The sequence below is a fragment of the Streptomyces sp. NPDC127108 genome (genome assembly GCF_042677545.1).
In the GTDB taxonomy this organism is placed as follows: Bacteria; Actinomycetota; Actinomycetes; order Streptomycetales; family Streptomycetaceae; genus Streptomyces.
The window spans coordinates 14,622-40,809 of record NZ_JBHXTE010000068.1; the positions used below are offsets into that span (position 1 = coordinate 14,622).

Annotated in this window: 20 protein-coding genes; 6 read left to right on the forward strand and 14 right to left on the reverse strand. The window is 72.5% G+C overall.

The window, feature by feature from the left end:
* Positions 1 to 152: 152 nt before the first annotated feature.
* From ACFVHO_RS37620 to ACFVHO_RS37680, 13 genes are all read right to left on the reverse strand, one after another.
* Positions 153 to 953 carry a TIGR03936 family radical SAM-associated protein gene (locus ACFVHO_RS37620; RefSeq protein WP_385724956.1) on the reverse strand — a complete coding sequence of 267 codons (801 nt, stop codon included), beginning with the start codon at positions 951 to 953 and terminating at the stop codon, positions 153 to 155.
* 193 nt (positions 954 to 1,146) lie between these two features.
* Complete coding sequence (locus ACFVHO_RS37625; RefSeq protein WP_385724958.1) at positions 1,147 to 2,295, reverse strand: hypothetical protein; 1,149 nt, start codon at positions 2,293 to 2,295, stop codon at positions 1,147 to 1,149.
* Positions 2,296 to 2,358: 63 nt separating this feature from the next.
* On the reverse strand, positions 2,359 to 4,428 hold the full coding sequence (locus ACFVHO_RS37630) for a restriction endonuclease (RefSeq protein ID WP_385724959.1): 2,070 nt from the start codon (positions 4,426 to 4,428) through the stop codon (positions 2,359 to 2,361).
* Between the two features lie 119 nt (positions 4,429 to 4,547).
* Positions 4,548 to 6,485, reverse strand: coding sequence for a TIGR03960 family B12-binding radical SAM protein (locus ACFVHO_RS37635; protein ID WP_385724961.1), 1,938 nt, complete (start codon positions 6,483 to 6,485; stop codon positions 4,548 to 4,550).
* 84 nt (positions 6,486 to 6,569) lie between these two features.
* The gene (locus ACFVHO_RS37640; protein WP_385724963.1) at positions 6,570 to 8,102 is read right to left on the reverse strand and encodes a CHAD domain-containing protein; all 1,533 of its coding nucleotides are present in this window, start codon (positions 8,100 to 8,102) and stop codon (positions 6,570 to 6,572) included.
* Positions 8,103 to 8,148: 46 nt separating this feature from the next.
* Positions 8,149 to 9,345, reverse strand: a complete 1,197-nt coding sequence (rodA, locus tag ACFVHO_RS37645) for a rod shape-determining protein RodA (protein WP_385724965.1) — start codon at positions 9,343 to 9,345, stop codon at positions 8,149 to 8,151.
* Between the two features lie 3 nt (positions 9,346 to 9,348).
* The gene (gene mrdA, locus ACFVHO_RS37650) at positions 9,349 to 11,523 is read right to left on the reverse strand and encodes a penicillin-binding protein 2 (RefSeq protein ID WP_385724966.1); all 2,175 of its coding nucleotides are present in this window, start codon (positions 11,521 to 11,523) and stop codon (positions 9,349 to 9,351) included.
* Between the two features lie 49 nt (positions 11,524 to 11,572).
* Positions 11,573 to 12,247, reverse strand: a complete 675-nt coding sequence (gene mreD / locus ACFVHO_RS37655; protein WP_385724968.1) for a rod shape-determining protein MreD — start codon at positions 12,245 to 12,247, stop codon at positions 11,573 to 11,575.
* Positions 12,248 to 12,262: 15 nt separating this feature from the next.
* The gene (mreC, locus tag ACFVHO_RS37660; RefSeq protein WP_385724969.1) at positions 12,263 to 13,216 is read right to left on the reverse strand and encodes a rod shape-determining protein MreC; all 954 of its coding nucleotides are present in this window, start codon (positions 13,214 to 13,216) and stop codon (positions 12,263 to 12,265) included.
* A gap of 198 nt (positions 13,217 to 13,414) precedes the next feature.
* Positions 13,415 to 14,434: a rod shape-determining protein gene (locus ACFVHO_RS37665; RefSeq protein ID WP_030362602.1), complete on the reverse strand. Its 1,020-nt coding sequence runs from the start codon at positions 14,432 to 14,434 to the stop codon at positions 13,415 to 13,417.
* 384 nt (positions 14,435 to 14,818) lie between these two features.
* Positions 14,819 to 15,232 (reverse strand): nucleoside-diphosphate kinase, encoded by a 414-nt coding sequence (gene ndk, locus ACFVHO_RS37670; protein ID WP_385724971.1) that lies wholly within the window; start codon positions 15,230 to 15,232, stop codon positions 14,819 to 14,821.
* 196 nt (positions 15,233 to 15,428) lie between these two features.
* Complete coding sequence (locus tag ACFVHO_RS37675; protein WP_385724973.1) at positions 15,429 to 15,785, reverse strand: DUF4233 domain-containing protein; 357 nt, start codon at positions 15,783 to 15,785, stop codon at positions 15,429 to 15,431.
* A gap of 5 nt (positions 15,786 to 15,790) precedes the next feature.
* A complete protein-coding gene (locus ACFVHO_RS37680; RefSeq protein ID WP_385724974.1) occupies positions 15,791 to 17,320 on the reverse strand; it encodes a bifunctional folylpolyglutamate synthase/dihydrofolate synthase in 1,530 nt (509 codons plus the stop codon).
* A gap of 155 nt (positions 17,321 to 17,475) precedes the next feature.
* Between ACFVHO_RS37680 and ACFVHO_RS37685 the strand changes: the two genes are divergently transcribed.
* Positions 17,476 to 18,483, forward strand: a complete 1,008-nt coding sequence (locus tag ACFVHO_RS37685; RefSeq protein ID WP_385724976.1) for a rod shape-determining protein — start codon at positions 17,476 to 17,478, stop codon at positions 18,481 to 18,483.
* Positions 18,484 to 18,888: 405 nt separating this feature from the next.
* Here the strand turns inward: ACFVHO_RS37685 and ACFVHO_RS37690 are convergent, their stop codons facing one another.
* On the reverse strand, positions 18,889 to 20,208 hold the full coding sequence (locus tag ACFVHO_RS37690; RefSeq protein ID WP_385724978.1) for a histidine kinase: 1,320 nt from the start codon (positions 20,206 to 20,208) through the stop codon (positions 18,889 to 18,891).
* Between the two features lie 327 nt (positions 20,209 to 20,535).
* Here ACFVHO_RS37690 and ACFVHO_RS37695 point away from each other — a divergent pair, with 327 nt between their 5' ends.
* The 5 genes from ACFVHO_RS37695 to ACFVHO_RS37715 all read left to right on the forward strand — a co-directional run bounded on the left by ACFVHO_RS37695 (position 20,536) and on the right by ACFVHO_RS37715 (position 26,136).
* Positions 20,536 to 21,174 (forward strand): hypothetical protein, encoded by a 639-nt coding sequence (locus tag ACFVHO_RS37695; protein WP_385724980.1) that lies wholly within the window; start codon positions 20,536 to 20,538, stop codon positions 21,172 to 21,174.
* Positions 21,171 to 22,310, forward strand: a complete 1,140-nt coding sequence (locus ACFVHO_RS37700) for an ATP-binding protein (RefSeq protein ID WP_385724981.1) — start codon at positions 21,171 to 21,173, stop codon at positions 22,308 to 22,310. The genes ACFVHO_RS37695 and ACFVHO_RS37700 overlap by 4 nt, the downstream gene beginning before the upstream one ends.
* Positions 22,307 to 22,987, forward strand: coding sequence for a response regulator transcription factor (locus ACFVHO_RS37705; protein WP_385724983.1), 681 nt, complete (start codon positions 22,307 to 22,309; stop codon positions 22,985 to 22,987). Before ACFVHO_RS37700 ends, ACFVHO_RS37705 begins: the two co-directional genes overlap by 4 nt.
* Positions 22,988 to 23,424: 437 nt before the next feature.
* Positions 23,425 to 24,609, forward strand: a complete 1,185-nt coding sequence (gene wecB, locus ACFVHO_RS37710) for a non-hydrolyzing UDP-N-acetylglucosamine 2-epimerase (protein WP_385724985.1) — start codon at positions 23,425 to 23,427, stop codon at positions 24,607 to 24,609.
* A gap of 87 nt (positions 24,610 to 24,696) precedes the next feature.
* On the forward strand, positions 24,697 to 26,136 hold the full coding sequence (locus tag ACFVHO_RS37715) for a glycosyltransferase family 2 protein (protein ID WP_385724987.1): 1,440 nt from the start codon (positions 24,697 to 24,699) through the stop codon (positions 26,134 to 26,136).
* The last annotated feature ends 52 nt before the right edge of the window (positions 26,137 to 26,188 follow it).

The window sequence follows — 26,188 nt, forward strand, 5'->3', positions numbered from 1 at the left end:
CTCTGTGTCTTGTCTCGCCGGTTCCGTACGCCCCTTTGTGCGGACGGCCTGGCGAAAGTCTTCTGGTCAGTGCGCCGCCCGACCCAGGTGGCTCCCGAGTACGAGGGCGGCGCTGCGGTGTTCTCGGCGAACGCCCCTGCGCGGGACCGTCCCTACTCCGGCGCCGTCGCGGCGGCAGGTGCGGCGTCCCCTGAACGATCGGGACGATCGGCCGGGGCGGCCATGACTGCCTCGCGGTCGGGCGCGAGCGGGTCGGTCACCGTGCCGGTCTCTTCATCGAAAAGCCCCTGCGCCAGCCTGGTCACCGCTGCGGGGACCGGCGGCGCCAGGTCGGCCACAGCTCGGAGACCGGACAGGACGTCGTCGGGTCGGACGGCAGGTGTCACGTGCCGTACAACCAGCCGCAGTATCGCACAGGGCTTGTCGGTCGGCCTATCGGCACGGGAGGCGAGCGCCTCCGGGCCGAGACCGTCGAGGCTGACGACGGCGGCGCGGGCGTCGAACGTCCGCATGCCGTTCTTCGTGCGGCGCTGGACCTCGACGGTCTCGGCGGCGCGGAAGGCGGCGGCGGCACGCTCGGCCGCCTCGGGCTCCACGCCGTCCAGACGCAGCTCCCACACGGAGGCGGTGAGCCGGTCGGCGAGGCCCGAGGTGCGGGCCTCGACGGCGTCGGTGATGTCGAGTCCGTCGGGCAGTGACTCGTCGAGCAGCGCCCACAGGGTGCGCGGGTCGCGGTGCTCGGTGAGGGCGATCTCCAGATACTCGGCCTCGCTGCCCGTGCCGGTGGGTGCGGCATTGGCGTACGACACCTTCGGGTGCGGGGTGAAGCCGGCCGAGTACGCCATGGGCACCTCGGCGCGGCGCAGCGCCCGCTCGAAGGCGCGCTGGAAGTCACGGTGGCTGGTGAACCGGAGGCGGCCGCGCTTGGTGTAGCGCAGTCGGATGCGCTGCACCGCGGGTGCGGGCGGCGGGCCTTCGGGCTGTCGCTTGCCCAGTGGAACTTCTCCTCGTGTACGCGGCCCGTGCCGCCGTCCCCGCTTCGGTGGGGAGCGCGGCCGGGCTGGCGCTGCCGTGTGTCGTGGTCCGGATCGTCCCTGCGGCTGCGGGGACGTCTCACGCCGGACCCTTCGCCTCAGAATACGCGCTTCACGGCCGCAGGTTTCCGTCGGCCTCGTGGCCCTGGGTGACGGGCACCTTCTCGCGCGGCGCCCCGAAGAGCAGCCGCCGGACGTCGGCGCGGGCCGCGCGCACGCTGTCGCGAACCGATCCGACGGCCTGCCTGGTGGCGCGTCCCGCGGCCCGTACCGCCCCGGCGGCGGGGCGCCACACCAGATCGCGGACGGCGTGCCCGGCCGGGGTGAGGACGCTCCGGTACACCCAGCGCGCGGGGCTCACGAAGATCCACCGAAGGAGCTGCCCGAAGAACCGCCACACGGCCCGCGACAGATGCCCGGCGACCCGCCACGCGTGCCCGAGCGCGTCCCCGATCTCGCGCGCCACCACGGCGATGCCCCGCCCGATCGGCGCGAGCACCCACCGCCACACCGCCACGGCGGGCACCACGAAGATCCACCGCAGCAGCGTCCACAGGACGAGCCCGATGCCCCGGAGCAGCCACAGGAACCCGGCGGCGACACCGAGCGCCGCCCAGGCGACGGCGTGCCCGATCGGCGTGAGCACACGGGTGTACGTCCACACCGCGGGCACCACGAACAGCATCCGAAGGAGCCACCGCACACCGCGCCCGACCGCCGAGGCCCCGGCGCCGACACCCCGCGCGGCCCAGGCGAGCGCGTGCCCCACCGGCGTCAGGACGTACCGGTACAGCCACACCGCGGGCACGACCAGCAGCACGTGGAGGAGCCAGCCGAGGCCGAGGCCGACCGGCACGACCACGTACCGCCAAAGGCCCACCCAGGGCCAGACGAACAGACACTTGCCGAGGAACAGACCGGCCGCCGCGAGCCCCCGGCCCACCGGAGCGAGGACGTACCTCCACAACGCGCCGAGGGGCCGCAGCACGAGGGTGCGCCCCAGCCAGGCGAACGCGCGGCCGAGCGGCCGCAGCGCGGTGTCGAGCAGGAACCGCCCGGCCACCACGAGCGCGTCCCACACCAGGCGCACCGGCAGCACGACCACCAGCGCCACGATCCGCACCGGGAGCCGGATCGCCACCACCAGACAGCCCTCCGCCTGCGCGGGGGGCTGTCTCGGTGCGGGCTGCGGCGCGGGGGCCGCCGGGTGCTGCGCGGCCTGCTCCACGGGAGGTGTCGCGGGCCGTTTCTCCAGGTCCATGTGGTGCTAGACGCACACGGGGCCGTCCCGGCTCCCGATTTCGGCGACCGCCTCGTACGCGGCCTACTCGACGGCGATGCCGTAGTCCGGCAGGAGCTGCTCCAGGCCGCCGGTGTAGCCCTTGCCGCCGAGCACGAAGTCCCAGTCGCCGCCCGCTCTGCGCCGGAACGAGCCGAGGACCAGGGCGGTCTCCCCCGCGCGGCCCTCGGAGACCTCGAGCGTGCCCAGCTCGGTCAGCGAGGGGTCGAGGAGCCGGATGCGGGCGTCGGTGAAGCCCGACAGGTCCGCGTGCGGGTTGACCTCGGGGTCGACAGCGGCGACGAGCGCGAGCCGGTCGGCGGCCGCGGGCAGCGATTCGAAGGCGACCCGCACCGCGGCCTTGTCCGGCGGGCTCGCGGGCTCGGCGCGCACCGAACCGTCCGGCGTCCGCAAGTTGTTGAAGAACACGAAGTGGTCGTCGCTCAGGACCCGGTTGCCCGCGCAGACGAGGGCGCAGACGTCCACGGCGACACTGCCGGACCAGGACATGCCGAGGACGTTGTAGTCCTCGGCGTCGTCCTGCCGGGGCGCGGGGGCCGGGGGCGGCGCGGGGGCCGTGCTCGCGCGCTCCCCGAGACGGCCGGAGAGCCCGTGCCGGTGCAGCAGGTCGACCAGTTCGGGGCCCGATATCAGCTCGAGGGGCTTGCCGTTGGCGAAGGTGTACGAGCCGGGGCCGAAGCCCGAGGTGGTGACCAGGACGCCCTTGTTGGCGCCGCAGTCCTGCACGGTGCCGTACAGATCGCGGACGGCCGTCGGCGGGACGGTGTTGCGGTAGCGCTTCACCTGGACGACGATCTTGCCGCCGCGGATCGGGGTGGGGTCGAGGGCGTCGACGTCCACGCCGCCGTCGTTCGAGCGCTGCGTCATCACCGCCTGCATGCCCATGGCCCGGAACAGCTCGGCGACCAGGGACTCGAACACGATCGGGTCCATCTCCCGCAGATCCGGCTCGTCGCCCGCCCCGGCGCCGCCGTGGCTCGCGATGTGCTGGCCCACGTCGTCCGGCCTGCGCACGGGCCGCACCGGGGAGAGCTGGTCGGGCCGCGCCGCCAACTGGCCCCTGAGGCCGTCCGCCAGGCAGCTGACGGGGTCCACCTGCTCCAGACGGAGGTCGGCGAAGGTGGCGCGCGCGGCCATCACCGAGGCGAGGAAGATGTGCGTCCGTACGCCCGTCGCCGGATCGTGGTCGTCGACGAACCCGTTCAGGGCCACGGATTCGAGGGCGCCGTGCTCGTCCGCCGCGAACAGGTCGTGCAGGACCAGGAGTACGCACTGGGCGATGACGTGGCGGTACAGCGACCGGCGCTGGCTCACCGGGCGCGCGGCTTCCTTGTCCTCGTCGGCGTTGATCATGTAGCGCACCGACTTCGCCTCGGGGACGACGTCGTGGCCCGGGAGTTCCCAGTCGAGCACCAACTGGCGCGACGCCGGGTCATAGGCAGCGGCGACCTGCCGCGGAAAGCCCTCGGGCCAGGCCGTCGAGGCGTACAGGGCGGCGGTGAAGTACTCGACGACGGACTCCGCGTCGCCGCTCCTGACGCCCGCGGCGACCTCGGCGATGCCCGCGTTGTGGCGGCGCACCTCCGCCAGGTGACCGGTGACCCACGCGTCGTACTGGCGCCGCAGATCCGCCAGTTGCTGCTGCCGCTGGGCCTCCGCGGCCTGCGCGGCCCGCCAGTCGTACTCGTAGCGGGCCCGCGCCTCCGCCTGCGCCTGGGCGCGGCGGCCCGGCATCCAACCGCCCTGCGCCTGATAGAGGTTCGGGTCCGGCATGGGCACCGGCACCGCGAGCTGTCCGGCCGAGAACGGCTGGACGTCCTCGGTCCGCGTCAGGGCCTCGGCCCGGAAGGCGGGGGCACGGCAGCCGGCCGCTAACAGCCCTTGCAGGGCTTCCACGCGCGCGTCGAGTTCCTGGGTCCGGCGCCGGGCCTCCGCCTGCCGGTACTCGCGGTAGTCCCGCTCCATCCGGCGCTGCTCGGCACGGGCCTGCCGCTCCTGCTCCCGGCGCCTGCGGGCGTCGGCCTCCAGCTGGCGTTGCTGCTGCCGCTGGACCTCGGCCCAGACACCGACAAGACCACTCGAGCGACGACTCATGCGTGCAGGCCCTCCCCAGGACGCCGACCTCTCCCACAACCGCCGACCGGCCCTCCAACCAGCGGTTATGAGATGACTTTAGCCAGCATCCGGCGCCGCGCCCACGGCGCCGGGGGGTCTCACTTCGTGGCGGGCGTCTTCACCGAGAGCGGCAGCAACTTCTTGCCCGTCGGCCCCACTTGGATCTCCGTCTGCATCGCGGGGCACACCCCGCAGTCGAAGCACGGCGTCCACCGGCAGTCGTCGACCTCGGTCTCGTCGAGCGCGTCCTGCCAGTCCTCCCAGAGCCAGTCCTTGTCGAGACCGGAGTCCAGGTGGTCCCAGGGCAGGACTTCCTCGTACGTGCGCTCGCGCGTCGTGTACCAGTCGACGTCGAGGCCGACCTCGGGCAGCGTCTTGTCGGCGCACCGCATCCAGCGTTCGTAGCTGAAGTGCTCGCGCCAGCCGTCGAAGCGGCCGCCGTCCTCGTAGACGGCGCGGATGACGGCGCCGAGGCGGCGGTCGCCGCGGGAGAGCAGGCCCTCGACGATGCCGGGCTTGCCGTCGTGGTAGCGGAAGCCGATGGAGCGGCCGTACTTCTTGTCGCCGCGGATCTTGTCGCGGAGCTTCTCCAGGCGGGCGTCGGTCTCCGCGGCGGAGAGCTGCGGGGCCCACTGGAAGGGCGTGTGCGGCTTCGGCACGAAGCCGCCGATGGAGACCGTGCAGCGGATGTCGTTGGAGCCGGAGACCTCGCGGCCCTTCTGGATGACGTTCATCGCCATGTCGGCGATCTGCAGGACGTCCTCGTCGGTCTCGGTGGGCAGGCCGCACATGAAGTACAGCTTCACCTGGCGCCAGCCGTTGCCGTAGGCGGTGGCGACGGTCCGGATCAGGTCCTCTTCGGAGACCATCTTGTTGATGACCTTGCGCATGCGCTCACTGCCGCCCTCGGGGGCGAAGGTGAGGCCGGAGCGGCGGCCGTTGCGGGTCAGCTCGTTGGCGAGGTCGACGTTGAAGGCGTCCACGCGGGTGGAGGGGAGGGACAGGCCGATCTTGTCCTCCTCGTACCGGTCGGCGAGGCCCTTGGCGACGTCGGCGATCTCCGTGTGGTCGGCGGAGGACAGCGACAGCAGGCCGACCTCCTCGAAGCCGGTCGCCTTCAGGCCCTTCTCGACCATCTCGCCGATGCCCGTGATGGAGCGCTCGCGCACCGGGCGGGTGATCATGCCCGCCTGGCAGAAGCGGCAGCCGCGCGTGCAGCCGCGGAAGATCTCCACCGACATGCGCTCGTGCACCGTCTCGGCGAGCGGCACGAGCGGCTGCTTCGGATACGGCCACTCGTCGAGGTCCATGACCGTGTGCTTGGACACGCGCCACGGCACGCCCGACTTGTTCGGTACGACACGGCCGATGCGGCCGTCCGGCAGGTACTCCACGTCGTAGAACCCCGGGATGTACACACTGCCGGTCTTCGCGAGGCGGAACAGGACCTCCTCGCGCCCGCCGGGGCGGCCCTCGGCCTTCCAGGCGCGGATGATCTCCGTCATGTCGAGCACGGCCTGCTCGCCGTCGCCGATGACCGCCGCGTCGATGAACTCGGCGATCGGCTCGGGGTTGAACGCGGCATGGCCGCCCGCGAGGACGATCGGGTCGTCGATGCCGCGGTCCTTGGACTCCAGCGGGATGCCCGCGAGGTCAAGGGCGGTCAGCATGTTCGTGTAGCCCAGCTCCGTGGAGAAGGACAGGCCGAACACGTCGAAGGCGCCCACGGGCCGGTGCGAGTCCACCGTGAACTGGGGGACCTTGTGCTCGCGCATCAGCTCTTCGAGGTCCGGCCAGACGCTGTACGTGCGCTCGGCAAGGACGCCGTCCCGCTCGTTCAGGACCTCGTAAAGGATCATGACGCCCTGGTTGGGCAGGCCGACCTCGTACGCGTCCGGGTACATGAGCGCCCAGCGGACGTCGCAGGCGTCCCACTCCTTGACGGTGGAGTTGAGCTCACCGCCCACGTACTGGATCGGCTTCTGCACATGCGGGAGCAGGGCTTCGAGCTGCGGGAAAACCGACTCGACAGACATCGCTGGACCTTCGTGAGCTGACAGGGGTGACCCTCAAGCCTAACGTGGCCAGGGCCCCACCCCGTACCTCGATCGGCCGACCCCCTAGCCGCCGAGCGCCGCCCGTGCCTTAGGCCGCGACGCGCGCTCCCACACGCCCACCAGCTCCCGCTCCCGGGTCGCCGCGACCGCCTCCTCACGGCCGTACAGCAGGCCCCACACGAACACGGTCTCCCCCGCCGCGTGCGCCTGGATCGCCAGGTCGCGCAGGGCCTCGCGGGCCACGACCGAGTCCTGGTGGTCGCCGAGCACCTTCTGCACGGCCTTCATCCGCTTGGTGAAGCCGGCCGCGGGCTTGCCGAGGGCCGGGGTCGCCGCCTCGCCCGCGTACCGGGCGCGCTTCGCGGCCTTGCGGGCCTCGTGCATCGCCAGGTCCCGGTCGGTGCCGGGGTCAAGGGCGAGCGCGTGGCCGACCCGGGTCGCGAGGCGGTCGTAGTCCTTCAGGACCGCCACCGGCAGGGCCTGTGCGGCGGGGGTGCTCGCGGCCTTGCGGAGCGGGGGGTCGGCCAGGAGGGCGTCCAGGCTGTCGAGCAGCGCGAGGTAGCGCTTGCTGTCGAGGACGGCGACCGTCTTGCGGCGCGAGCCCGCGCGGCCCGCGACCGCCCACAGGCGCAGCCTGCCGCGGACCGGGCCCAGCAGGAGCGTGCGCGGGATGTCCGCCAGGGCGGCCGTCAGGCGTTCGGTGAGGACCTCGCGGTCGCGGTCCACGCCCAGCTCCGCGGCCAGCCACTTCAGCTCCTCGCCGATCGGGTCCGTGACCGTGCGGTCGAGGAGCTTTCCGTATGTCTTGAAGGCGCTGCGGGTGCGGCGGGTCGCCACACGCATCTGGTGGACGGAGTCGGGGAGGTCCTGGCGGACCGCGGGGTCCAGGGCGAGCAGGGCGTCGCGCTGCACGCGGAGGTACGCGAGGACCTGGGCGCCCGCGGTGCCGGGCGTCAGCTCGGGGACGGCGGCCGGGTCCAGCGCGGCGCCCGTATCGGCCAGGGCCCGTGCCAGCTTCGACTTGGACGCCGACCTGCGCACCCCCGCCTTGCGGAGTTTCTTCTCCACCTTGTCCAGGAGGCCGGGGTCGCCGTTCGGGGCCAGTTCCACCTCGATCTCCGTCCAGGAGGCGGTGGTCGTGATGCCGTCGAGGCGGTCGGCGCGGACGCCGTCGACGCTGACCTCGGCGAGGAGGGCGCCGTCGGCGTCGACGAGGTGGCGCAGGTCGCGGGCCGAGCGGAGGCGGACGACGGGGGTGAGGTCGGCCTCGCGGACGCGGGAGCGGACCAGGCCGATCAGGGCGCGCGGCACACCGTCGGACAGGGGGGCGTGCACCTCGTCGCGGGCGCCCTCGAGCTCGGGCACGGGCAGTTTCAGGTGCCAGCCCGCGTCTTTGCCGCCGGTGCGGCGGCGCAGCGTGATGGAGGCCCTGGCCAGGCGTTGGTCGGCGGTGTCGTAGTACACCGCGTCCAGGTCGGCGACGCCCTTGTCGATGACGTCCGCCACTCCGGCGACTCCCCTGAGGTCGGGGAGCCCACCGGAGGCGTCGGCGTCGTACTTCCGCTCGATCTCGCGTTCGCGCTTCGTGTCCGCCATGAACCGAATCTAAACGCGATCGGCCGACTTGGGCAGACCCCGGCCGCTATGCCGACAGTGGTCGCTCCACCTTGATCGACTGTAGGAGGCCCACGGCGAGCCAGACCGCGAACATGGATGTCCCTCCGTACGACACGAACGGCAGGGGCAGTCCGGCCACCGGCATGATGCCGAGCGTCATGCCGATGTTCTCGAAGGCCTGGAAGGCGAACCAGGCGATGATCCCGGCGGCGACGACCGTGCCGTACAGCTCGGTCGTCTCGCGGGCGATGCGGCAGGCGCGCCAGAGGACGACACCGAGCAGGAGCAGGATGGCGCCCGCGCCGACGAAGCCCAGTTCCTCGCCCGCGACGGTGAAGACGAAGTCGGTCTGCTGTTCGGGGACGAACTGGCCGGTGGTCTGGGTGCCGTTGGTGAGGCCGGTGCCGGTGAGGCCGCCGGAGCCGATGGCGATGCGGGCCTGGTTGGTGTTGTAGCCGACGCCCGCCGGGTCGAGCGCGGGGTTGGCGAAGGCGGCGAAGCGGGCGATCTGGTAGTCGTCGAGGACGTGCAGCTGCCATATGGCGACGCCGCCGAGCGCGCCCGCGCCGATCAGGCCGAAGATCCAGCGGTTGGAGGCGCCGGAGGCGAGCAGGACGCCGAGCACGATCATCACTATGACCATGACCGAGCCGAGGTCGGGCATCAGCATGATGATCATGACCGGGACGGCGGCGAGGCCGAGGGCCTGCACGACGGTGCGGTGGTCGGGGTGCTCCTTGTCGCCCGCGTCGACGCGGGCGGCGAGCATCATCGCCATGCCCAGGATGATGGTGATCTTGCAGAACTCGGAGGGCTGGAGCGACTGGCCCGCGATGACGATCCACGCGTGGGCGCCGTTGATGGTGGCGCCGAGCGGGGTGAGGACCAGCAGGATCAGGAAGACCGAGACGCCGTAGAGGATCGGCACGGCCGTGCGCAGGTTGCGGTGGCCGAGCCAGACCGTGGCGATCATCAGGGCGAGGCCGATGCCGATGTTGATGACGTGCTTGATCAGGAAGGCGTACGGGTCGTCGCCGACGAGTTCCGTGCGGTTGCGGGTCGCCGAGTAGACGAGCGCGGAGCCGATCACGGAGAGCGCGAGGGCGGCGAGCAGCATCACCCAGTCGAGCCTGCGCAGTATCGAGTCGCGGGCGAACAGGCGGGAGAGCGTGGAGCGCTCGGGGCCGTAGCCCGAGACGGAGAAGCCACCGGTGCCGGTCACGGGTTAGTCACGCCTCCCGGTGGCCGGGGGTCCGGCCAGTTGGGTCTCCTCGTTCGGCGGCTTCGGCTTCCCGGGCTTGAACGGCTTGATCTTCGGGGCGTCGATGGAGCCGTCGGCCTCGATCTTGGGCAGGGACTTCTGCGGCTCGGGCAGCAGGGCCTTCTTCAGGTCCTGGTTGCCGCTGTCGTCGAGGCCGTAGATCGCGTTGTAGATCTGGCGCACGGCGGGCCCGGAGGCGCCGGAGCCCGTACCGCCCTGGGAGATCGTCATCACGATCGAGTAGTCCTTGGTGTACGTCGCGAACCACGAAGTCGTCTGCTTGCCGTAGACCTCGGCGGTACCCGTCTTGGCGTGCATCGGGATCTTGTCCTGGGGCCAGCCGCCGAAGCGCCAGGCGGCGGTGCCCTTGGTCGCGACGTCCGCGAGGGCACCGTCTATGTCCTTGCGCAGGGCCGCGTCCATGGGCAGCTTGCCGTGGGCCTTGGGCTTGATCTCCTCGACGCGCTTGCCGTCGCCGCTGATGATCGCCTTGCCGACGGTGGGGTTGTACATGGTGCCGCCGTTGGCGATGGCCGAGTAGATGGTGGCCATCTGGATCGGCGTGACGAGGGTGTCGCCCTGGCCGATGGAGTAGTTGACGGAGTCACCGGCGCGCATCTTCATGCCTTCGAGGCAGTTCTCGTAGGCGATGCGCTCGGCGTACTCGCCGTCCTTCTTGCCCTGCTTGCACCAGGCGTCCTTGTTGGCACCCCAGTAGTCCTTCTTCCACTGGCGGTCCGGGACGCGGCCGCTGACCTCGTTGGGCAGGTCGACGCCGGTCTCCTTGCCGAGGCCGAACTGGTGGGCGGTCTTGTAGAACCAGTCCTTGGGGTCCTTCTTCGGCTTGTTGCCGCCGTCCTTGCGCCACTCGTCGTGCGACAGCTTGTAGTAGACGGTGTCGCAGGACACCTCGAGGGCCTGGCCGAGTGAGATGGAGCCGTGGCCCTGGGACTCGAAGTTCTTGAAGACCTGGCCGCCGATCGAGTACGAGCTGGGGCACGGGTAGCGGCCGTTGAACTCGTAGCCCGCGTTGACGGCGGCGGTGGTCGGGATGACCTTGAAGATCGAGCCGGGGGCGGCCTGGCCCTGGATGGCCCGGTTGAGCAGCGGGTAGTTGGACTTCTTGCCGGTGAGGCGGGCGTAGTCCTTGCCGGAGATGCCGCCGACCCAGGCGTTCGGGTCGTAGTTGGGGTTGGAGGCCATGGAGACGATGCGGCCGGTCTTGTTCTCCATGACGACGACGGCACCCGCGTCGGCCTTGTAGTTCTCGCCGGTGTTGTCGTCGAACTCGTCGCGGGCCTTCTTCATCGCGTCGTTCAGCCAGTACTCGGACACGGCCTGGACGCGGGCGTCGATGCTGGTGACGACGTTCGAGCCGGGCTGGGCCCGGTCGGAGTCGGCCTTCCCTATCACCCGGCCGAGGTTGTCGACCTCGTAGCGGGTGACGCCGGCCTTGCCGCGCAGCTGCTTGTCGTAGGTACGTTCGAGGCCGGAGCGGCCGACCTGGTCGGAGCGCAGGTACGGCGACTCGGAGTCCTTGGCCTTGTTGATCTCGTCGTCGGTGACGGGCGAGAGATAGCCGAGGACCTGCGCGGTGTTGGACTTGCCGGGCGCGGGGTAGCGGCGCACGGCGGTGGGCTCGGCGGTGATGCCGGGGAAGTCCTCGGAGCGCTCACGGATCTGCAGGGCCTGCTTGGGCGTGGCCTCGTCGGTGATCGGGATGGGCTGGTACGGCGAGCCGTTCCAGCAGGGCTGGGGCGTCTTGGAGTCGCAGAGGCGGACCTTGTCGGAGACGTCCTTGGGGGTCATGTCGAGGACCCCGGCGAGCTTGTCGAGGACGCCCTTGCCGTCGTCCTTCATCTTCATCAGGTCCGTGCGGGACGCGGAGACGACGAGGCGGGTCTGGTTGTCGGCGATGGGCACGCCCCGGGCGTCGAGGATCGCGCCGCGCACGGCGGGCTGGACGACCTGCTGGACGTGGTTGCCGGAGGCCTCCTCGGCGTACTCGGCGCCGTTGCGGACCTGGAGGTACCACAGGCGGCCGCCGAGGGTGAGGAGCAGCGAGACGACGAGGATCTGGATGATGACGAGGCGGACCTGGACGCGCGGGGTACGCCCGGTCTCCGGAATGTTGGTCACTGCCGCACCCCTCCCCTGCCGTCCCTTCCGTACGTCGGTGTGCTTGCGCTCACAGGCGCTTGACCCCCTTGATGCGTCCGGCGCGGGCCACCCGGGCCTTGGCCGCCTTCATGCGCAGTCCGCTGCCGCGCTGGTTGCCGATGCTCAGGCCGGTGCCTGAGGAGAGCCAGCCGGAGGAGACGTCGGCGGCCTTGGCGTTGGCGCCGGTCTCCCCGAGCGGGTCGTTCTCGGCGCGTCGGGCGAGCGCGATGATCAGCGGGATGGTGAACGGCGCGAGCAGCAGGTCGTAGAGCGCGGCCGTGAAGAGCAGTCCGCCGAGGCCCACGTGACGGGCCGCGTCGTCGCCGACGAGGGCGCCGACGCCCGCGTACAGGAGCGTGGAGCCGACGGCGGCGCTGACCACGACGACGAGCGGGCCGCTGGCCGAGCGCAGTCGGCCGGTCTCGGGCTTGGCGAGGCCGGCCAGATAGCCGATGACGCACAGGACCAGGGCGTAGCGCCCGGCGGCGTGGTCGGCGGGCGGGGCGAGGTCGGTGAGCAGGCCCGCGCCGAAGCCGATGAGGGCACCGCCCGTGTGGCCGTAGACGAGGGCCAGGGCGAGGACGGTGAGCAGCACCAGGTCGGGGACGGCGCCGGGCAGCTGGAGCCGGGCGAGGACGCTGACCTGGATGACGAGGGCGACGACGACGAGGGTGCTGGAGAGCAGGATCCGGTTGAAGCGCATGGGGTGTCAGTGCTCCTACTGCTCGTTGCCGTTGTCTGCGCCGTCGGCCGGGGGCTGCCCGGACGGCGTGGCCGTGACCGTCACCGTGGGTGCGGGTTTCGGCTTGGCGGGCTTGGGCGGCAGGACCGTGTCGCGGGGGTCCTCGCGGGGGGCCTCGACGACGACGCCGACGACGTCGAGCTTGGTGAAGCCGACGTAGGGGCGGACGAAGACGTTGCGGGTGAGGTCGCCGCCGGAGGGGTCGACGCGGACGACCTCGCCGACCGGGACGCCCGGCACGAACGGCTTGTCGGCCTGGGAGCCGAAGGTCACCAGGCGGTCGCCCTTCTTGACCTTGGCCTTGCCGTTGAGCAGTTGGACCCGCAGCGGGCGGTCGCCCTGGCCGGAGGCGAAGCCGAGCTCGTCGGTCTTCTCCATGCGGGTGCCGACGGTGAAGTCGGGGTCGTTGGCGAGCAGCACGGTGGCGGTGGAGGGGCCGACGGTGGTGACGCGGCCGACGAGGCCGTCGCCGTTGAGCACCGTCATGTCGCGCTTCAGGCCGTCGTTGGCGCCGGCGTCGATGGTGACGGTCCAGGAGAAGCCCTGGGCCGCTCCTATGCCGATGACCTCCGCGCCCTTGATGCCGTACTGTCCGGCGCCGGCCTTCTTCAGCATCGAGTCGAGCTGGGCGACGCGGCTGCGGTTGCGGTCGTCGCTGCCGAGTTTGGCCTTCAACGCGGCGTTCTGGCGCTCCAGTTCGGCGATGCGGTCGTGCCGGTCGCCGGAGTCGCGGACCGCTCCGATGGCGTTGCCGATCGGGTCTACGGCGGAGGACATGCCGTCCTCGACCGGGCCGAAGACCGTGGCGGCGGCCTGGCGGGCACCGTCGACCGGCGAGTCCTCGCCGCCGCGGATGTCCACCGTGATCAGAGCGAACGCGATGGCGATCAGCAGCACCAGGAGCAGCCGGCTCTCTCGTGTGTCCCTCACGTGCGGCGGCCGTGCCTTCCTCAAGTAGGAATCGTCGGAGATCTACTGAACAGAACGGAAATCTACTGAACAGAAATCTATGAAACCGCGAGCAGGCGAGTGCTCGCGGAATTGTGGGTTCTCTCAGTGTTGCGTCTATATCAACGATCCGCCGCACGAGGTGGCAGGCACTCGTACGGCGGACATCGTCGTGTCACATCATCTGCGCGGCTGGGCGTCCAGTACCTGCTGGAGTGCCTCGAACTCCTCGACGCACTTGCCGGAGCCGAGCGCCACGCTGTCCAGCGGGTCCTCGGCGATGTGGATCGGCATGCCGGTCTCGCGGCGCAGGCGCTCGTCCAGGCCGCGGAGCAGGGCGCCGCCGCCGGTCAGGACGATGCCGCGGTCCATGACGTCGCCGGAGAGCTCGGGCGGGCACTTGTCGAGGGTCGTCTTGACCGCGTCGACGATCGCGTTGACCGGCTCCTCGATGGCCTTGCGGACCTCGGCGGCGGAGATCACGACGGTCTTGGGCAGACCGGAGACCAGGTCGCGGCCGCGGATCTCGGTGTGCTCGTCGGCGTCCATGTCGTACGCGGAGCCGATGGTGATCTTGATCTGCTCGGCGGTGCGCTCGCCGAGGAGGAGGGAGTACTCCTTCTTGATGTGCTGGATGATCGCGTTGTCCAGCTCGTCCCCGGCCACCCGGATGGACTGTGCCGTGACGATTCCGCCGAGGCTGATGACGGCCACCTCGGTGGTGCCGCCGCCGATGTCCACCACCATGTTGCCGGTGGCCTCGTGGACCGGCAGGCCCGAGCCGATCGCGGCGGCCATGGGCTCCTCGATGATGTGCACCTGACGGGCGCCGGCCTGCGAGGAGGCCTCGATGACCGCGCGGCGCTCGACGCCGGTGATGCCCGAGGGCACACAGACCACGACGCGCGGGCGGGCCAGATAGCGGCGCTTGTGGATCTTCAGGATGAAGTAGCGCAGCATCCGCTCGGTGATCTCGAAGTCGGCGATGACGCCGTCCTTCAGCGGGCGCACGGCGACGATGTTGCCGGGCGTGCGCCCGATCATCTTCTTCGCTTCGGCGCCGACCGCGAGGATGCCGCCGGTGTTGGTGTTGATCGCGACGACGGACGGTTCGTTGAGCACGATCCCCCGACCCCTGACGTACACCAGCGTGTTGGCGGTCCCGAGGTCGACAGCCATGTCACGGCCGATGAACGACATGTTGTTCCCCATGAGGATGCGTCTGGCCTTCCCTAGTGGAGCGTGTGATGGCTTGTTAGGTAGGCGAGGTGGGTGCTGAGTGGCGTGGAGGCTTCCATCGTAGTCTCGCCCGCACGGACACGGCGCGAGGGTCTGCGCCATTGTCAGCAGATGATGAGCCGCCCCGCTTCTGGAGACGTGCCATCAGGGGCACGGGTTCCCCCAATCGGGCCGCATATGCCAAGGGACGGCCGGATTTCTCCGGCCGTCCCGGCCTTGTGCGAGGCCCCTCACGGGCTTCTTTGCCGACCGCGTGTCCACGGACGCGCGTCAAGGAATCCTGATGGAGTACGGCGGGATTCCTGACGCCTCGGCGGCCGCTCGCGCGGCGCCTTCGGCCACCGCTCAGACGGCGGCCGGGAAGAAGATCTTCAGCTCGCGCTCGGCGGACTCCGCGGAGTCGGAGGCGTGGATCAGGTTCTCGCGCACGATCACGCCGAAGTCGCCGCGGATGGAGCCGGGGGCGGCGGCGATCGGGTCGGTCGGCCCGGCGAGGGCGCGCACGCCCTCGATGACCCGCTCGCCCTCGACGACGAGGGCGACGACGGGGCCGGAGGACATGAAGGCCACCAGCGGCTCGTAGAACGGCTTGCCCTGGTGCTCGCCGTAGTGCTGCTCCAGCGTCGCCTGGTCGAGCGAGCGCAGTTCGAGCGCGGAGATGGTCCAGCCCGCCTTGCGCTCGATGCGGCCGATGATCTCGCCGACCAGGCCTCGGCGGACGGCGTCGGGCTTGAGGAGGACGAGAGTGCGCTCGCTCATGGTGTGCGGCTCCAAGAGGTGTTCATGACGTCACGTGGGATGGCCCGCACGATACCGGGGCGGCTACAGAGGGTGGCCATCGGGTGCGCGAGGGGTGGGAAAAGCCCGTCGTGGGGGTCCGCCCTGCTCCTTAAGAGCTTGGGGGAGATTGAGGACGAGTGCGCAGCGCGATCAGGGGGGGGGCGCCGGGGCCCGGTCAGCCCCCGGCGACCTCACCCTGCTCCGCCAGCGCAGCGAACCGCGCCTTGGCCTCGTCGATCTTCCGGCCGAAGTGCACGGACGCCCACCACAGGGCGGCGAACATCGCGCCCATGAAGAACATGATCGGGACCACGACGCCGCTGGCGATCAGCGCGATCTGCAGCGCCCAGCCGAGCTGGACGCCACCGGGTCGGGTGACCATGCCGCACAGCAGGACGGACAGCGCCATGGCGATGCCGCAGACCGTCCAGACCGTGCTCATCTCCAGGTCCGGGTCCTTCATGGCGACGAGACCGGCGAAACCGATGACGAAGAACTCGCCGATCAGCGTCGACGAACAGAGCGTGCGCACAGCTGTCAGCCCCTCCCCAGGAGCAGTCGGGCCTCGCCGACGGTGATGACGGAGCCGGTGACGAGGACGCCGCCGCCGGCGAACTCCCCCTCCTCCTCGGCCAGGGTGATCGCGGCCTCCAGGGCGTCCGGCAGGCGCGGCTCGACCTGCACGCGGTCCTCGCCGAAGACCTCGACGGCGAGCCCCGCGAGCTCGTCGACGTCCTGGGCGCGGTGGCTGGAGTTCTGCGTGATGACGACCTCGGCGAAGATCGGCTCAAAGGCCTCCAGGATGCCGCGGGCGTTCTTGCCGTCGCTGACGCCGATCACGCCGATGAGACGGCTGAAGTCGAAGACCTCGCCGATGGCCCCGGCCGCGGCGCGGGCGCCCGCGGGGTTGTGCGCGGCGTCCAGGACGACGGTGGGCGAGCGCCGGACGACTTCGAGGCGGCCGGGCGAGGAGACCGTGGCGAAGGCCTTGCGGACGGTCTCGATGTCCAGCGGGCGGGCGTGCTGGGCGCCGATGCCGAAGAACGCCTCCACAGCGGCGAGGGCGACCGCGGCGTTGTGCGCCTGGTGCTCGCCGTGCAGGGGCAGGAACACCTCTTCGTACTCCCCGCCGAGGCCGCGCAGGGTGAGGAGCTGGCCGCCGACGGCGATCTGGCGGCTGGTGACACCGAACTCCAGGCCCGCGCGGGCGACCGTCGCATCCACCTCGACGGCCTTCTTCAGGAGCACCTGGGCGGCCTCCACGGGCTGCTGGGCCAGGATGACCGTGGCGTCCGGCTTGATGATGCCGGACTTCTCGGCGGCGATCTCGGCGGTCGTGTTGCCGAGGCGGTCGGTGTGGTCCAGGTCTATGGGCGTGACGACGGCGACGGAGCCGTCGATGACGTTCGTCGCGTCCCAGGTGCCGCCCATGCCGACCTCGACGACGGCGACGTCCACGGGGGCGTCCGCGAAGGCGGCGTACGCCATGCCGGTCATGACCTCGAAGAAGGAGAGCCGGAACTCCTCCTTGGCGTCGACCATCTCCACGTACGGCTTGATGTCCTCGTACGCCTCGATGAAGCGCTCGGCGCTGATGGGGGCGCCGTCCAGGCTGATGCGCTCGGTGATCGACTGGACGTGCGGGGACGTGTACCTCCCCGTGCGCAGTTCGAAGGCGCCGAGGAGGGCCTCGACCATGCGGGCCGTGGACGTCTTGCCGTTCGTCCCCGTGATGTGGATCGAGGGGTACGCCCGCTGGGGCTCGCCCAGGACGTCCATCAGGGCCGCGATGCGGGTGACCGAAGGCTCCAGCTTGGTCTCGCCCCAGCGGTCGGCGAGCTCCGCCTCGACCACGCGCAGCGCGCGGTCCACCTCCGGGTCGGCCGGGCGGGCCGGGACGTCGGCCTCGGGCGGGCCCGACTGGGCGCGCAGGGTGCGGCTGCCGGCCTCGATGACGGCGAGGTCGGGGTCGCGTTCGGTCTCGGCCTCGACGAGTCGGTCGAACTCGTCGGCGGGTCCGCGCTCGTCGTCGTCGTGCTGGCTGTCGTTCGGAGGGAGGTCGCTCACGTACGCCAGTCTACGGAGGAGTGCTGACAGTGGCCCTGGGGACCGGTCCGTCGCGGGCTCCGCGGGGCGCCGCGGGCCCCTCAGGACCTTGGACCCGTCCGATTCGGGACCTTGGTCCCTCCGCGCCCCGTTTCCGCCGGGCAAACTTGGCGATCATGGACATAGGCATCGACCTCGGCACGGCCAACACCCTTCTCTACGTACGCGGTCAGGGCATCGTGCTCAACGAGCCGTCCGTGGTCGCCGTCAAGGCGGGCGCGCGCCACGCGCTGGCCGTCGGGACGGAGGCCAAGGAGACCATCGGGCGCACCCCGGGCTCCATCACCGCGATCCGGCCCCTCAAGGACGGCGTGATCAGCGACTTCGAGGCCGCCGAGGAGATGATCCGGCACTTCGTGCGCAAGGCCGTGCCCGGACGCAGGCCGCGTACGCGCATGGTGATCTGCGTGCCCAGCGGCGTCACGCAGGTCGAGCGGCGCGCCATCGTGCACGCCTCGCAGCGGGCCGGGGCGCGCGCCGTCCACCTCGTCGAGGAGCCGATGGCGGCGGCGATCGGGGCGGGGCTCCCGGTGGCCGAGCCGCGCGGGTCCATGATCGTGGACATCGGCGGGGGCACGTCGGAGGTCGCCGTCATCTCCCTCGGCGGGATCGTGACTGCGCAGTCCCTGCGGGTCGGCGGGGACCGGCTCGACACGGCGATCACGGACTACATACGCCGGGAGCACTCGCTCCTCGTCGGCGAGCGGACCGCCGAGGACGTCAAGGTCGCCATCGGGTCGGCGTGGCCCGTGCCCGGCGCGGACGACTTCGAGGAGCGGACGTTCACCGTGCGGGGGCGGGAGAAGGTCGGGGGGCTGCCCAAGACGGTGGAGCTGACCGTGCGGGAGGTGCGGGCCGCGCTCGACGAGCCCGTCGAGGCCATCATCGCCGCGGTGCGCACCACCCTGGAGGAGTGCCCGCCGGAGCTGTCCGGCGACGTCATGGAACACGGCATCGTCCTCACCGGCGGCGGCGCCCTCCTCCCCGGCCTCGACCTCCGCCTCGCCTCCGCCACCGGCATCCCCGTCTTCGTCGCCGACGACCCGCTGGACAGCGTGGCCCTCGGCTGCGGGAAGTGTGTGGAGGACTTCGACGGGTTGGAGCGGATGCTCTCCGCGGCGTAGGCCGTCCGGCCGGGGTGGGGACGGGGGTGCGCTGCGGGGCGTGCCCCGTGGGCGGTGCCCCGTGGGCCGGGGTGGCCGCCGATCGCCCTTCGGGCTCGTCCTCAATCGCCGGACGGGCTGATTTGTCGCCCCCCGCGCGATTCGTCGCCCCCCCCCCGCAGCGCCGAGGCCGAAAGGCACCCCGGCAGCGAGTTTCCGTGCGCGCAGCGCTGTGAAAGGGCGGGCGGGTGGGAGAAAGCCTGTCCGGCGTTTGAGGACGAGCGCGGAGCGCGACACCGCGGCACCCCGGACAGAGGCAGAACCGCCGCCCCACGGCAGTGGAGGAAGGGCGGGCGGGTGGGGGAAAGCCCGTCCGGCGATTGAGGACGAGCGCGGAGCGCGATTCGGGGGCCGCCCCGGACGGGGTCAGGTGAGGTCGCCGGTGGGGAGGTCGGCCTCCACCACGTACGCGCCCGCATGAGGGCCTGCCGTGAAGGTACCGCCCACCGCGTGGACCCGCTCCGCCATCCCGGCCGTCCCGATCCCGGCCGACACGGGCACGACCCCCGCGGCCCCGGCGCCCGAAAGCCCAGCACCCGAAAAACCAGCACCCGAAAAACCAGCACCCGAAAACCCGGCACCCGAACGCCCAGCACCCGCGAACCCGGCCCCCGCCGGACCAACCCCCGCCGCCCCCGGCGTGGACCCCGCCGACCCGGCCGCCCCCACCGCCCCCGCCGGCAAGGCATTGCGCACCCCCACCCGAAGCCGCCCCCCGACCACCCGCACCCGGACCTCGACCACCTCCCCCGGAGCGTGCTTCGCCGCGTTCGTGAGGCACTCCTGCACCACCCGGTGCACCGCGGCCTGCCGCAGCGGCGAGAGCCGGTACGCGGCGCCGTCGACGAGCAGCTCCACGGGACTGCCCGCACGCCCGCTCGCGGCGGCCAGCTCGGGCAGCGCCTCCAGGCCGGGCGTCGGCGCCCCGTCCACGCCGCGCTGGACGATGATCTCGTTGAGCATCCGGTGCGCCGACCGCGCGGTCTCCGACAGCTCGTCGAACCCGGCCGCGTACGGCGTCGCCCCGGCCCGCCGGGCAAGGACCTGTGAGCGCACGCTCAGCAGCGTCAGCTCGCGCCCGACGAAGTCGTGGACGTCCCGCGCGATCCGCAGCCGCTCCTGCTGGACGGCTTCGAGGGCCTGCGTCGCGGCCCGCTGGGCCTGAAGCTCCCGCACCAGGTCCTGCCGGTTGGCGGCGACCCCGACGCCCGCCGCGAGCGCCCCGATCGGCACGACCAGGCTGAGGAATTCGCTGAGGGTGTCCCCGCGGTGCACCGGCCAGCCGGGCAGGGTGAACATCACGTACGCGAACGAGACGTACCCGACGACCCCCACCGCCCCGGCGAGCCGCCCCCGGTAGCGCCCCAGCGAGTACAGGGCGAACTGCGCGAGCGTCAGCTCGTGCAGCCAGCCGAGCAGCACCAGCGCGACGAGGAACGGCACCCACGGCGCGACCCGCCGTACCAGCAGCGACGACGCGCCCGCCGCGAGGACGACGGCGGCCATGACGCCGTTGAGGGAGTTGTCCTCGGCCGCGAGCCCCGGGACGTCGAGGGCCATCAGGGCGAGGCAGGCCAGGGCGGTGAGCACGTCCAGGGCCCGTGGTTCGCGTGCGCAACGCCGAGCGAGGCGACGGGCCGCGGCCGCCGCCTTGCGTAGCGCCTCGGCGGCGGGCAGGTCGTACATAGCCCTCCCATCATCCCTGGACTCCCGTCCGCGACACATCGGACTTTTGGCCTTGATGTCCCCCGGCCCTGTCCAGGCGCTGTCCCGGGCACTGTCCAGGCCCTGTCCCAGGCCATGTCAGGGCGCCGTCCCAGGCGATGCCCGGGCGGCACCCCGCACCACCGCCGCGGGCCGCCAAGCCACCGGGCCACCAGGACCGCGGGCCGCCAAGCCACCGGGCCACCAGGCCGCCAGGCCGCCGAACGGGGCCCGGGCCCACCCGGCGAATCGGGTGTACCCACGGCGCGGCTGACGCGCCCCCGCGCGGACCGGAGTTCCAATCGGACCATGTGGTATGCCCAGAATCCGGGTCGACGGACCCGTCAGCTCGCCGGTGACGCCGCGGTCCTGCTGTGGACCGCGGCCTGGACCGCCGCCGCGGTCGTCGCGTACCGCCTCGCCGTCCTGCTCACCCGCCCGGGGCCGGACTCGGGCGTCGCCTCGTCCGGCTCGCCCGCCGCGCGCCTGCCCCTCGTCGGCGACGACGTCGGCGCCGCGCTGCGCTCCGTGGTGGGCGTCGTGGACGACGTCGACCCGGTGACGATGCGCGCCGGGCTCGTGGTGAGCGCGGTCGCCCTGCTCCTGGTGCCGGTCGGCCTCGTCCTCGCCCGCTGGCTGCCGCGCCGCCTGCGCTGGGTCCGGCAGGCCGCCGCCGCGCGGGAGCTCGCCGAGTCCGACGACGGCCGCGAACTCCTCGCCCTGCGCTCGCTGCTCCGCCCCCTCGACGAGGTGGCCGCGACCGCCGCCGCCCTCACCGGCGCCCCCGGCCTGCAGGACGCCACCCCCGGCAGCCTCGCCGAGGGCTGGCGCAGCGCCGACCCGCGCGTCCTCGACGCGCTCGCGGACGCCGAGCTGGAGCGCTTGGGCCTCGCGCCGGGACCGGGCACGGCACCGGCGGGGCTGCCGGTGGCCGAGCCCGCCGCGTGACGGCTGAGCCCCGGGGCCTGCACGCCCCGTACAGCGACGCGGTGCTGCGCGCGATCCCGCTCGGCGCGCTGCTCGTCGGCGAGGACGGCCGGGTCGTCGCGGCCAATCCGCAGTTCGCGACGGTGTGCGGCATCGAGGGCGTCGACCTCTCGACGGGCGCGTCGGCCGAGCCCATCGCCGAGGCGATGGCGCGGCAGCTCCCGGACGTGGACGTCGCGAAGGCGGGCGCGCTGCGCGGCCAGTTCGTGCGCAAGGCGGAGCTGCGCCTGGTCGACGGCCGCACCCTGCGCCGCAGCCGCCAGCCGATCGACGCCGGCGACACCCGACTCGGCGTCCTGTGGCTGGTCGAGGACATCACCGACCAGCTCCGGTACGAGGACGACCTGCACCGGCACATCGACACCCTCGGCGAACTGGCCCGCGACCGCGCCGAGTTCGCCGCCCGCACCTCGCACGAGCTGCGCACCCCGCTGGCCACCGTGCTCACCTTCTGCGAGCTCCTCGCGGACCCGGCCGCGGGCACCCTCACCGTCGCCCAGCGCGAGTACGTCGACACCATCCGGCGCGGCGCCCAGCGCATGCACGACATGGCCGACGGCCTCCTGCACCGGTACGCCCAGGCCACAGGCGCCGCCCCGCCCGCCTACGCCCCGCTCGACCCCGGCCCCCTCCTGACCCGCCTCGTCGCCGACACCACTCCCCTGGCCACCCGGGGCGGCGTCTTCGTCAGCCTCGACCTGCCCGCCGCCCGCCCCCCGCTCGTCGCCGACGCCGACCAGCTGGAGCGGGCCCTTGCCGCGCTGCTCGACAACGCCGTGAAGTTCACCCCCGCGGGCGGCGGCGTCACCGTCACCGCCCGCCCGTACGACGACGCCGCCCCCGGCTGGGAGTTCGTCGTGCGCGACGACGGCATCGGCATCCCCAAGGAGTTCCACGAGGAGGTCTTCACCGAGTTCGTGCGCGCCCCCAACGCCCGTCGCGGCCCCTACCCCGGCACCGGGCTCGGCCTCAGCGTCGTGCGCGACGCGGTGCGGCAGCACGCGGGCACCGTCGCCCTGCACAGCGCCGAGGGCCACGGCACCGCCGTCGAGGTGCGGCTGCCCGCCGCCGGACCGCCCGGGAGCGGCCCGGCATGACCTGCCTGCTGCTCGTCGAGGACGACCCCGACCTCGGGCTCGCGCTGCGGGTCCTGTTCACCCGCGCCGGGTACGAGGTCGTGACCGCCGACGACGGCCAGGCGGCGCTGCGGCTCCTCTTCGCCCGGCGGCCCGCCCTGATGGTCCTCGACCTGGTCCTGCCGGGCCTCGACGGCTGGGAGGTCCTCGACCGCACCCGCGACCTCACCGACCTGCCCGTCCTCATCCTGTCCGGCCGCACGAGCCCCGCCGAACGGGTCCGCGGCCTGCGCTCCGGCGCCGACGACTACCTGTGCAAGCCCTTCGACCACGTGGAGCTCCTCGCCCGCGTCGAGGCGCTCCTTCGCCGCAGCAACCCCGAGCAGTGGCGCGGCGACTACGTCGAGGCGGGCCTCCGCCTGGTACCCGAACGCCGTTCGGCCGTCTGGCAGGGCCACGAGACCCGCCTCAGCGCCATCGAGTACCGCCTCCTGGAAGTCCTCGTCCGCAACCGCGGCCGCGTCGTCACCACCGAGCAGCTCCTCGACCTCGTCTGGGACGACCCCGACGCGACGGGCCGCGAACGCGTGAAGTTCGCGGTGCTGCGCCTCCGCAGAAAACTCGCCGTCGGCGACAGCGAGGATCCCTTGGAGTCGGTACGGGGCCTGGGCTACCGGTACCGCGGCGAGGAGTCCTGAGCCTGCACCCTCCAGCCCGTCCGGGCGCCTCATTTCAGCCCGTCATGGGGGTACCCCCTGCTCCTTAAGAGCTTGGGGGAGTTTGAGGACGAGGCGCGAAGCGCCCATCGGCGGAGACCCGTCCCACCCGCCCGATACCCCCACCCCCATCCAGCCCATCCGGCGCTTGAGGACGAGGCGCGAAGCGCCGATCAGCGGGGGTCCGGGGGCGGCAGCCCCCGGTTCGGGAAGGGGCGGGCTTGGGGAGCCCCCGGCAGGGCCCAAGGGCCATAAGTCCCACCCGCTCGGGACCCATGGGCCAGGGCCTAAGCCCTGAACCAGCCTCAGCCGAAGGCTCGCAACCGGAGAGCAACCGAAGACACCCCACCCCGGCAACCCACACCCCCCACGCTCCTGAAGTCCGCACCGCACCCCGCACCCGCCAGGAGCCCACCCCCGTGACGCCCGCCACCCAGGTGACCCAGCTGCCCACCCCGCCCCTGCCCCACCGCTCCGTGGCCATCGTCCTCGGCACCCGCCCCGAACTGGTCAAGCTGGCCCACCTGGTCCGTCTCCTCGGCCCCGCCGCGCACCTGGTCCACACGGGCCAGCACTACGACGCCGACCTCTCCGGCCGCTTCCTGACCGAGCTGGGCCTGCCCGAGCCGACCCTCCTGGAGGGCGTCGGCGGCAAGCCCCGCGCCGTCCAGATCTCCGCCGCCCTCACGCAGCTCGACGCGCTGTTCGCGGCCGAGCCCCCGCTGGCCGTGGTGGTGCAGGGCGACACGAACGCCTCCCTGGCCGGGGCGCTCGCGGCGAACTCCCGGGGCATCCCCTTGGTGCACGTGGAGGCGGGCCTGCGCAGCCACGACCGGGCGATGCCCGAGGAGCACAACCGCGTGGTGATCGACCAGCTCGCGGACGTGCTGTGCGCGGCGACGGAGGACAACCGGGACCTGCTGCGCGCCGAGGGCGTCCCGGCCGGTCGCGTCGCCGTCACGGGCAACACGGTGGTCGAGGCCGTACAGGAGCATCTGCCCGCCGAGGCCGAGCGCGCCGCGCTGCTCGCCGCGCACGGCGTCACCGCCGACCGCTACGTCCTCGCCACCGTGCACCGCCCGGAGAACACCGACGACCCGGTCGCGCTGCGCGCCATCCTCACCGAGCTGGCGGCGCTCGCCGCCGACCTGCCGGTGCTGTTCGCCGTCCACCCGCGCACGAAGGTGCGCCTGGAGGCCGCCGGGCTCGGGCACCTCCTTGCCGAGCTGACGGTGCTGCCGCCGCTCGGGTACGGGGAGTTCCTCGCGCTCGCCCGGCACGCGGCCGTGCTCGTGTCCGACTCCGGGGGCGTGCAGGAGGAGACCACCGTGCTCGGCCGCCCGCTCGTCGTCGTGCGCCGCTCCACGGAGCGGCCCGAGGCCATGGACTCCGGCTTCGCCGAGCTGGTCGCGCCCGGGCGGGCGATCGGGCGGGCCGTCCGGCGCCGTCTCGCCGAGGGCGAGGCGGGGCTGCGGCGCCTGACGGACGCGCCCTCGCCCTTCGGGGACGGGCTCGCGTCCCAGCGGATCGTGGCCCTCCTCGGTGCGGTTGCCTCGGGGCGGCGGCCCGAGCACTCCGCCGGGGGGCTCTCCGTCGCCGCCTGACCGGCCGCCCCCCATGGGGGCTGCGCCCCCTCTCCCCCTGCCTCTTCGGCCCTCCGGGCCTCGTCCTCAATCGCCGGACGGGCTCACATGCCCCCGCTCGCCGGACGGGCTCAGGAATCCCCCCTCGCCGAACAGGCTCAAGAACCCTCGCCCCACAACACCCCCGAGGACCCCGTGCTCACCCCCCACCACCTCCTCTACGCCCTGCCCTTCTTCCTCCTCGCCTGCTTCCTCCTGTACTGGGCCGGAGCCCGGCACGCCTACACGCGCCGCAAGCCCACCCCGGACGGCGACCCCGCGGCCTTCGACTGGCACTTCTTCGTGCCGTGCCGTGACGAGGAGACCGTGATCGGCGCGACCGTCACCCAGCTGCGCACCGACTTCCCGGCCGCGCACGTGTGGGTGGTCGACGACGACAGCGACGACACGACCGCGGCCGTCGTGACCGCGCTCGCCGACGGTGACGGCCACGTCCACCTGGTCTCGCGACGCCGCCCCGACGCCCGCATCGGCAAGGGCGCGGCCCTCAACTCGGCGTACGCGGCCCTGAACGACTTCCTGCCCGCGGCCGCCGACCGCTCCCGGGCCGTCGTGTGCGTCGTCGACGCCGACGGCCGCCTCGCCCCGGACGCGCTCGCGCGGGTCAGCGGCGACACCGGATTCGGTGACCCGGAGACCGGCGGCGTGCAGGTCAGCGTACGGATGCGCAATGTCACCGAGCGGCGTCCGCTGCCCGAGCGTGGGCGGGTGGCCAACGCCGTCGCGCGGCTGCTCGTGCGGATGCAGGACATGGAGTTCGCGGTGTCCAACGCGGGGATGCAGCTTCTGCGCGGCCGCACCGGTTCCGTGGGGCTCGGCGGCAACGGCCAGTTCACGCGGCTGACCGCGCTCGACCGCATCGCCGCCGCCGAGCGCCGCCCGTGGCAGCGCGACGCGCTCCTGGAGGACTACGAGCTGGGCCTGCACATGATCCTCGGCGGCTACCGGGTCGCCCACATCGCCGACACCCACGTCTCGCAGGAGGGCCTGCCGCGGGCCCGGCGCTTCCTCACCCAGCGCACCCGCTGGGCCCAGGGCAACCTGCAGTGCGTGCGCTACGCGCCCCGCATCGTCGGCTCCCGGCACTACTCGGGCCGCGGCGTCCTGGAGACCCTGTACACCTTCATGCAGCCCCTCGCGCACGTGGCGACGCTCGTCCTGAGCGTGATCCTGCTCGGTGCCGTCATCGCCGGCGGCTCGATGCGGGACGCGTTCCTCGGCAACTGGCCGCTGATCCTGGTCCTGTGCGCCCTGTCGGTGCTGCCGTTCGTGGCCTGGGGCCCGCTCTACCGCCGGGACTTCGCCCCGGACCGCTCCCGCCTCACCGGCCTGCTGTGGGGGCTCGCCCTGTGGCTGTACGCGTACCACGTGTTCATCGTGTCGGCGCGCGGGTTCCTGCGTCTCCTCCGGGGCCGCAACGGGTGGGCGAAGACGCGGCGCAACGCGGAGGCCGTGGGCACGGGGCAGCCGGTGGCGACGGAGGCCTGACCGGCCGGTGTCGTACGTGAACGAGGGCGCCCGGAACCGAACGGTTCCGGGC

What these genes read in the sequence shown, in the direction of transcription:
- ACFVHO_RS37625 (WP_385724958.1), bottom strand. Translation starts at nt 2,295, where the DNA reads ATGGACCTGGAGAAACGGCCCGCGACACCTCCCGTGGAGCAGGCCGCG.
- ACFVHO_RS37630 (WP_385724959.1), bottom strand. Translation starts at nt 4,428, where the DNA reads ATGAGTCGTCGCTCGAGTGGTCTTGTCGGTGTCTGGGCCGAGGTCCAG.
- ACFVHO_RS37635 (WP_385724961.1), bottom strand. Translation starts at nt 6,485, where the DNA reads ATGTCTGTCGAGTCGGTTTTCCCGCAGCTCGAAGCCCTGCTCCCGCAT.
- ACFVHO_RS37640 (WP_385724963.1), bottom strand. Translation starts at nt 8,102, where the DNA reads ATGGCGGACACGAAGCGCGAACGCGAGATCGAGCGGAAGTACGACGCC.
- mreD (WP_385724968.1), bottom strand. Translation starts at nt 12,247, where the DNA reads ATGCGCTTCAACCGGATCCTGCTCTCCAGCACCCTCGTCGTCGTCGCC.
- ACFVHO_RS37665 (WP_030362602.1), bottom strand. Translation starts at nt 14,434, where the DNA reads ATGTCGTTCATCGGCCGTGACATGGCTGTCGACCTCGGGACCGCCAAC.
- ndk (WP_385724971.1), bottom strand. Translation starts at nt 15,232, where the DNA reads ATGAGCGAGCGCACTCTCGTCCTCCTCAAGCCCGACGCCGTCCGCCGA.
- ACFVHO_RS37685 (WP_385724976.1), top strand. Translation starts at nt 17,476, where the DNA reads ATGGACATAGGCATCGACCTCGGCACGGCCAACACCCTTCTCTACGTA.
- ACFVHO_RS37690 (WP_385724978.1), bottom strand. Translation starts at nt 20,208, where the DNA reads ATGTACGACCTGCCCGCCGCCGAGGCGCTACGCAAGGCGGCGGCCGCG.
- ACFVHO_RS37695 (WP_385724980.1), top strand. Translation starts at nt 20,536, where the DNA reads ATGTGGTATGCCCAGAATCCGGGTCGACGGACCCGTCAGCTCGCCGGT.
- ACFVHO_RS37705 (WP_385724983.1), top strand. Translation starts at nt 22,307, where the DNA reads ATGACCTGCCTGCTGCTCGTCGAGGACGACCCCGACCTCGGGCTCGCG.
- ACFVHO_RS37715 (WP_385724987.1), top strand. Translation starts at nt 24,697, where the DNA reads ATGCCCCCGCTCGCCGGACGGGCTCAGGAATCCCCCCTCGCCGAACAG.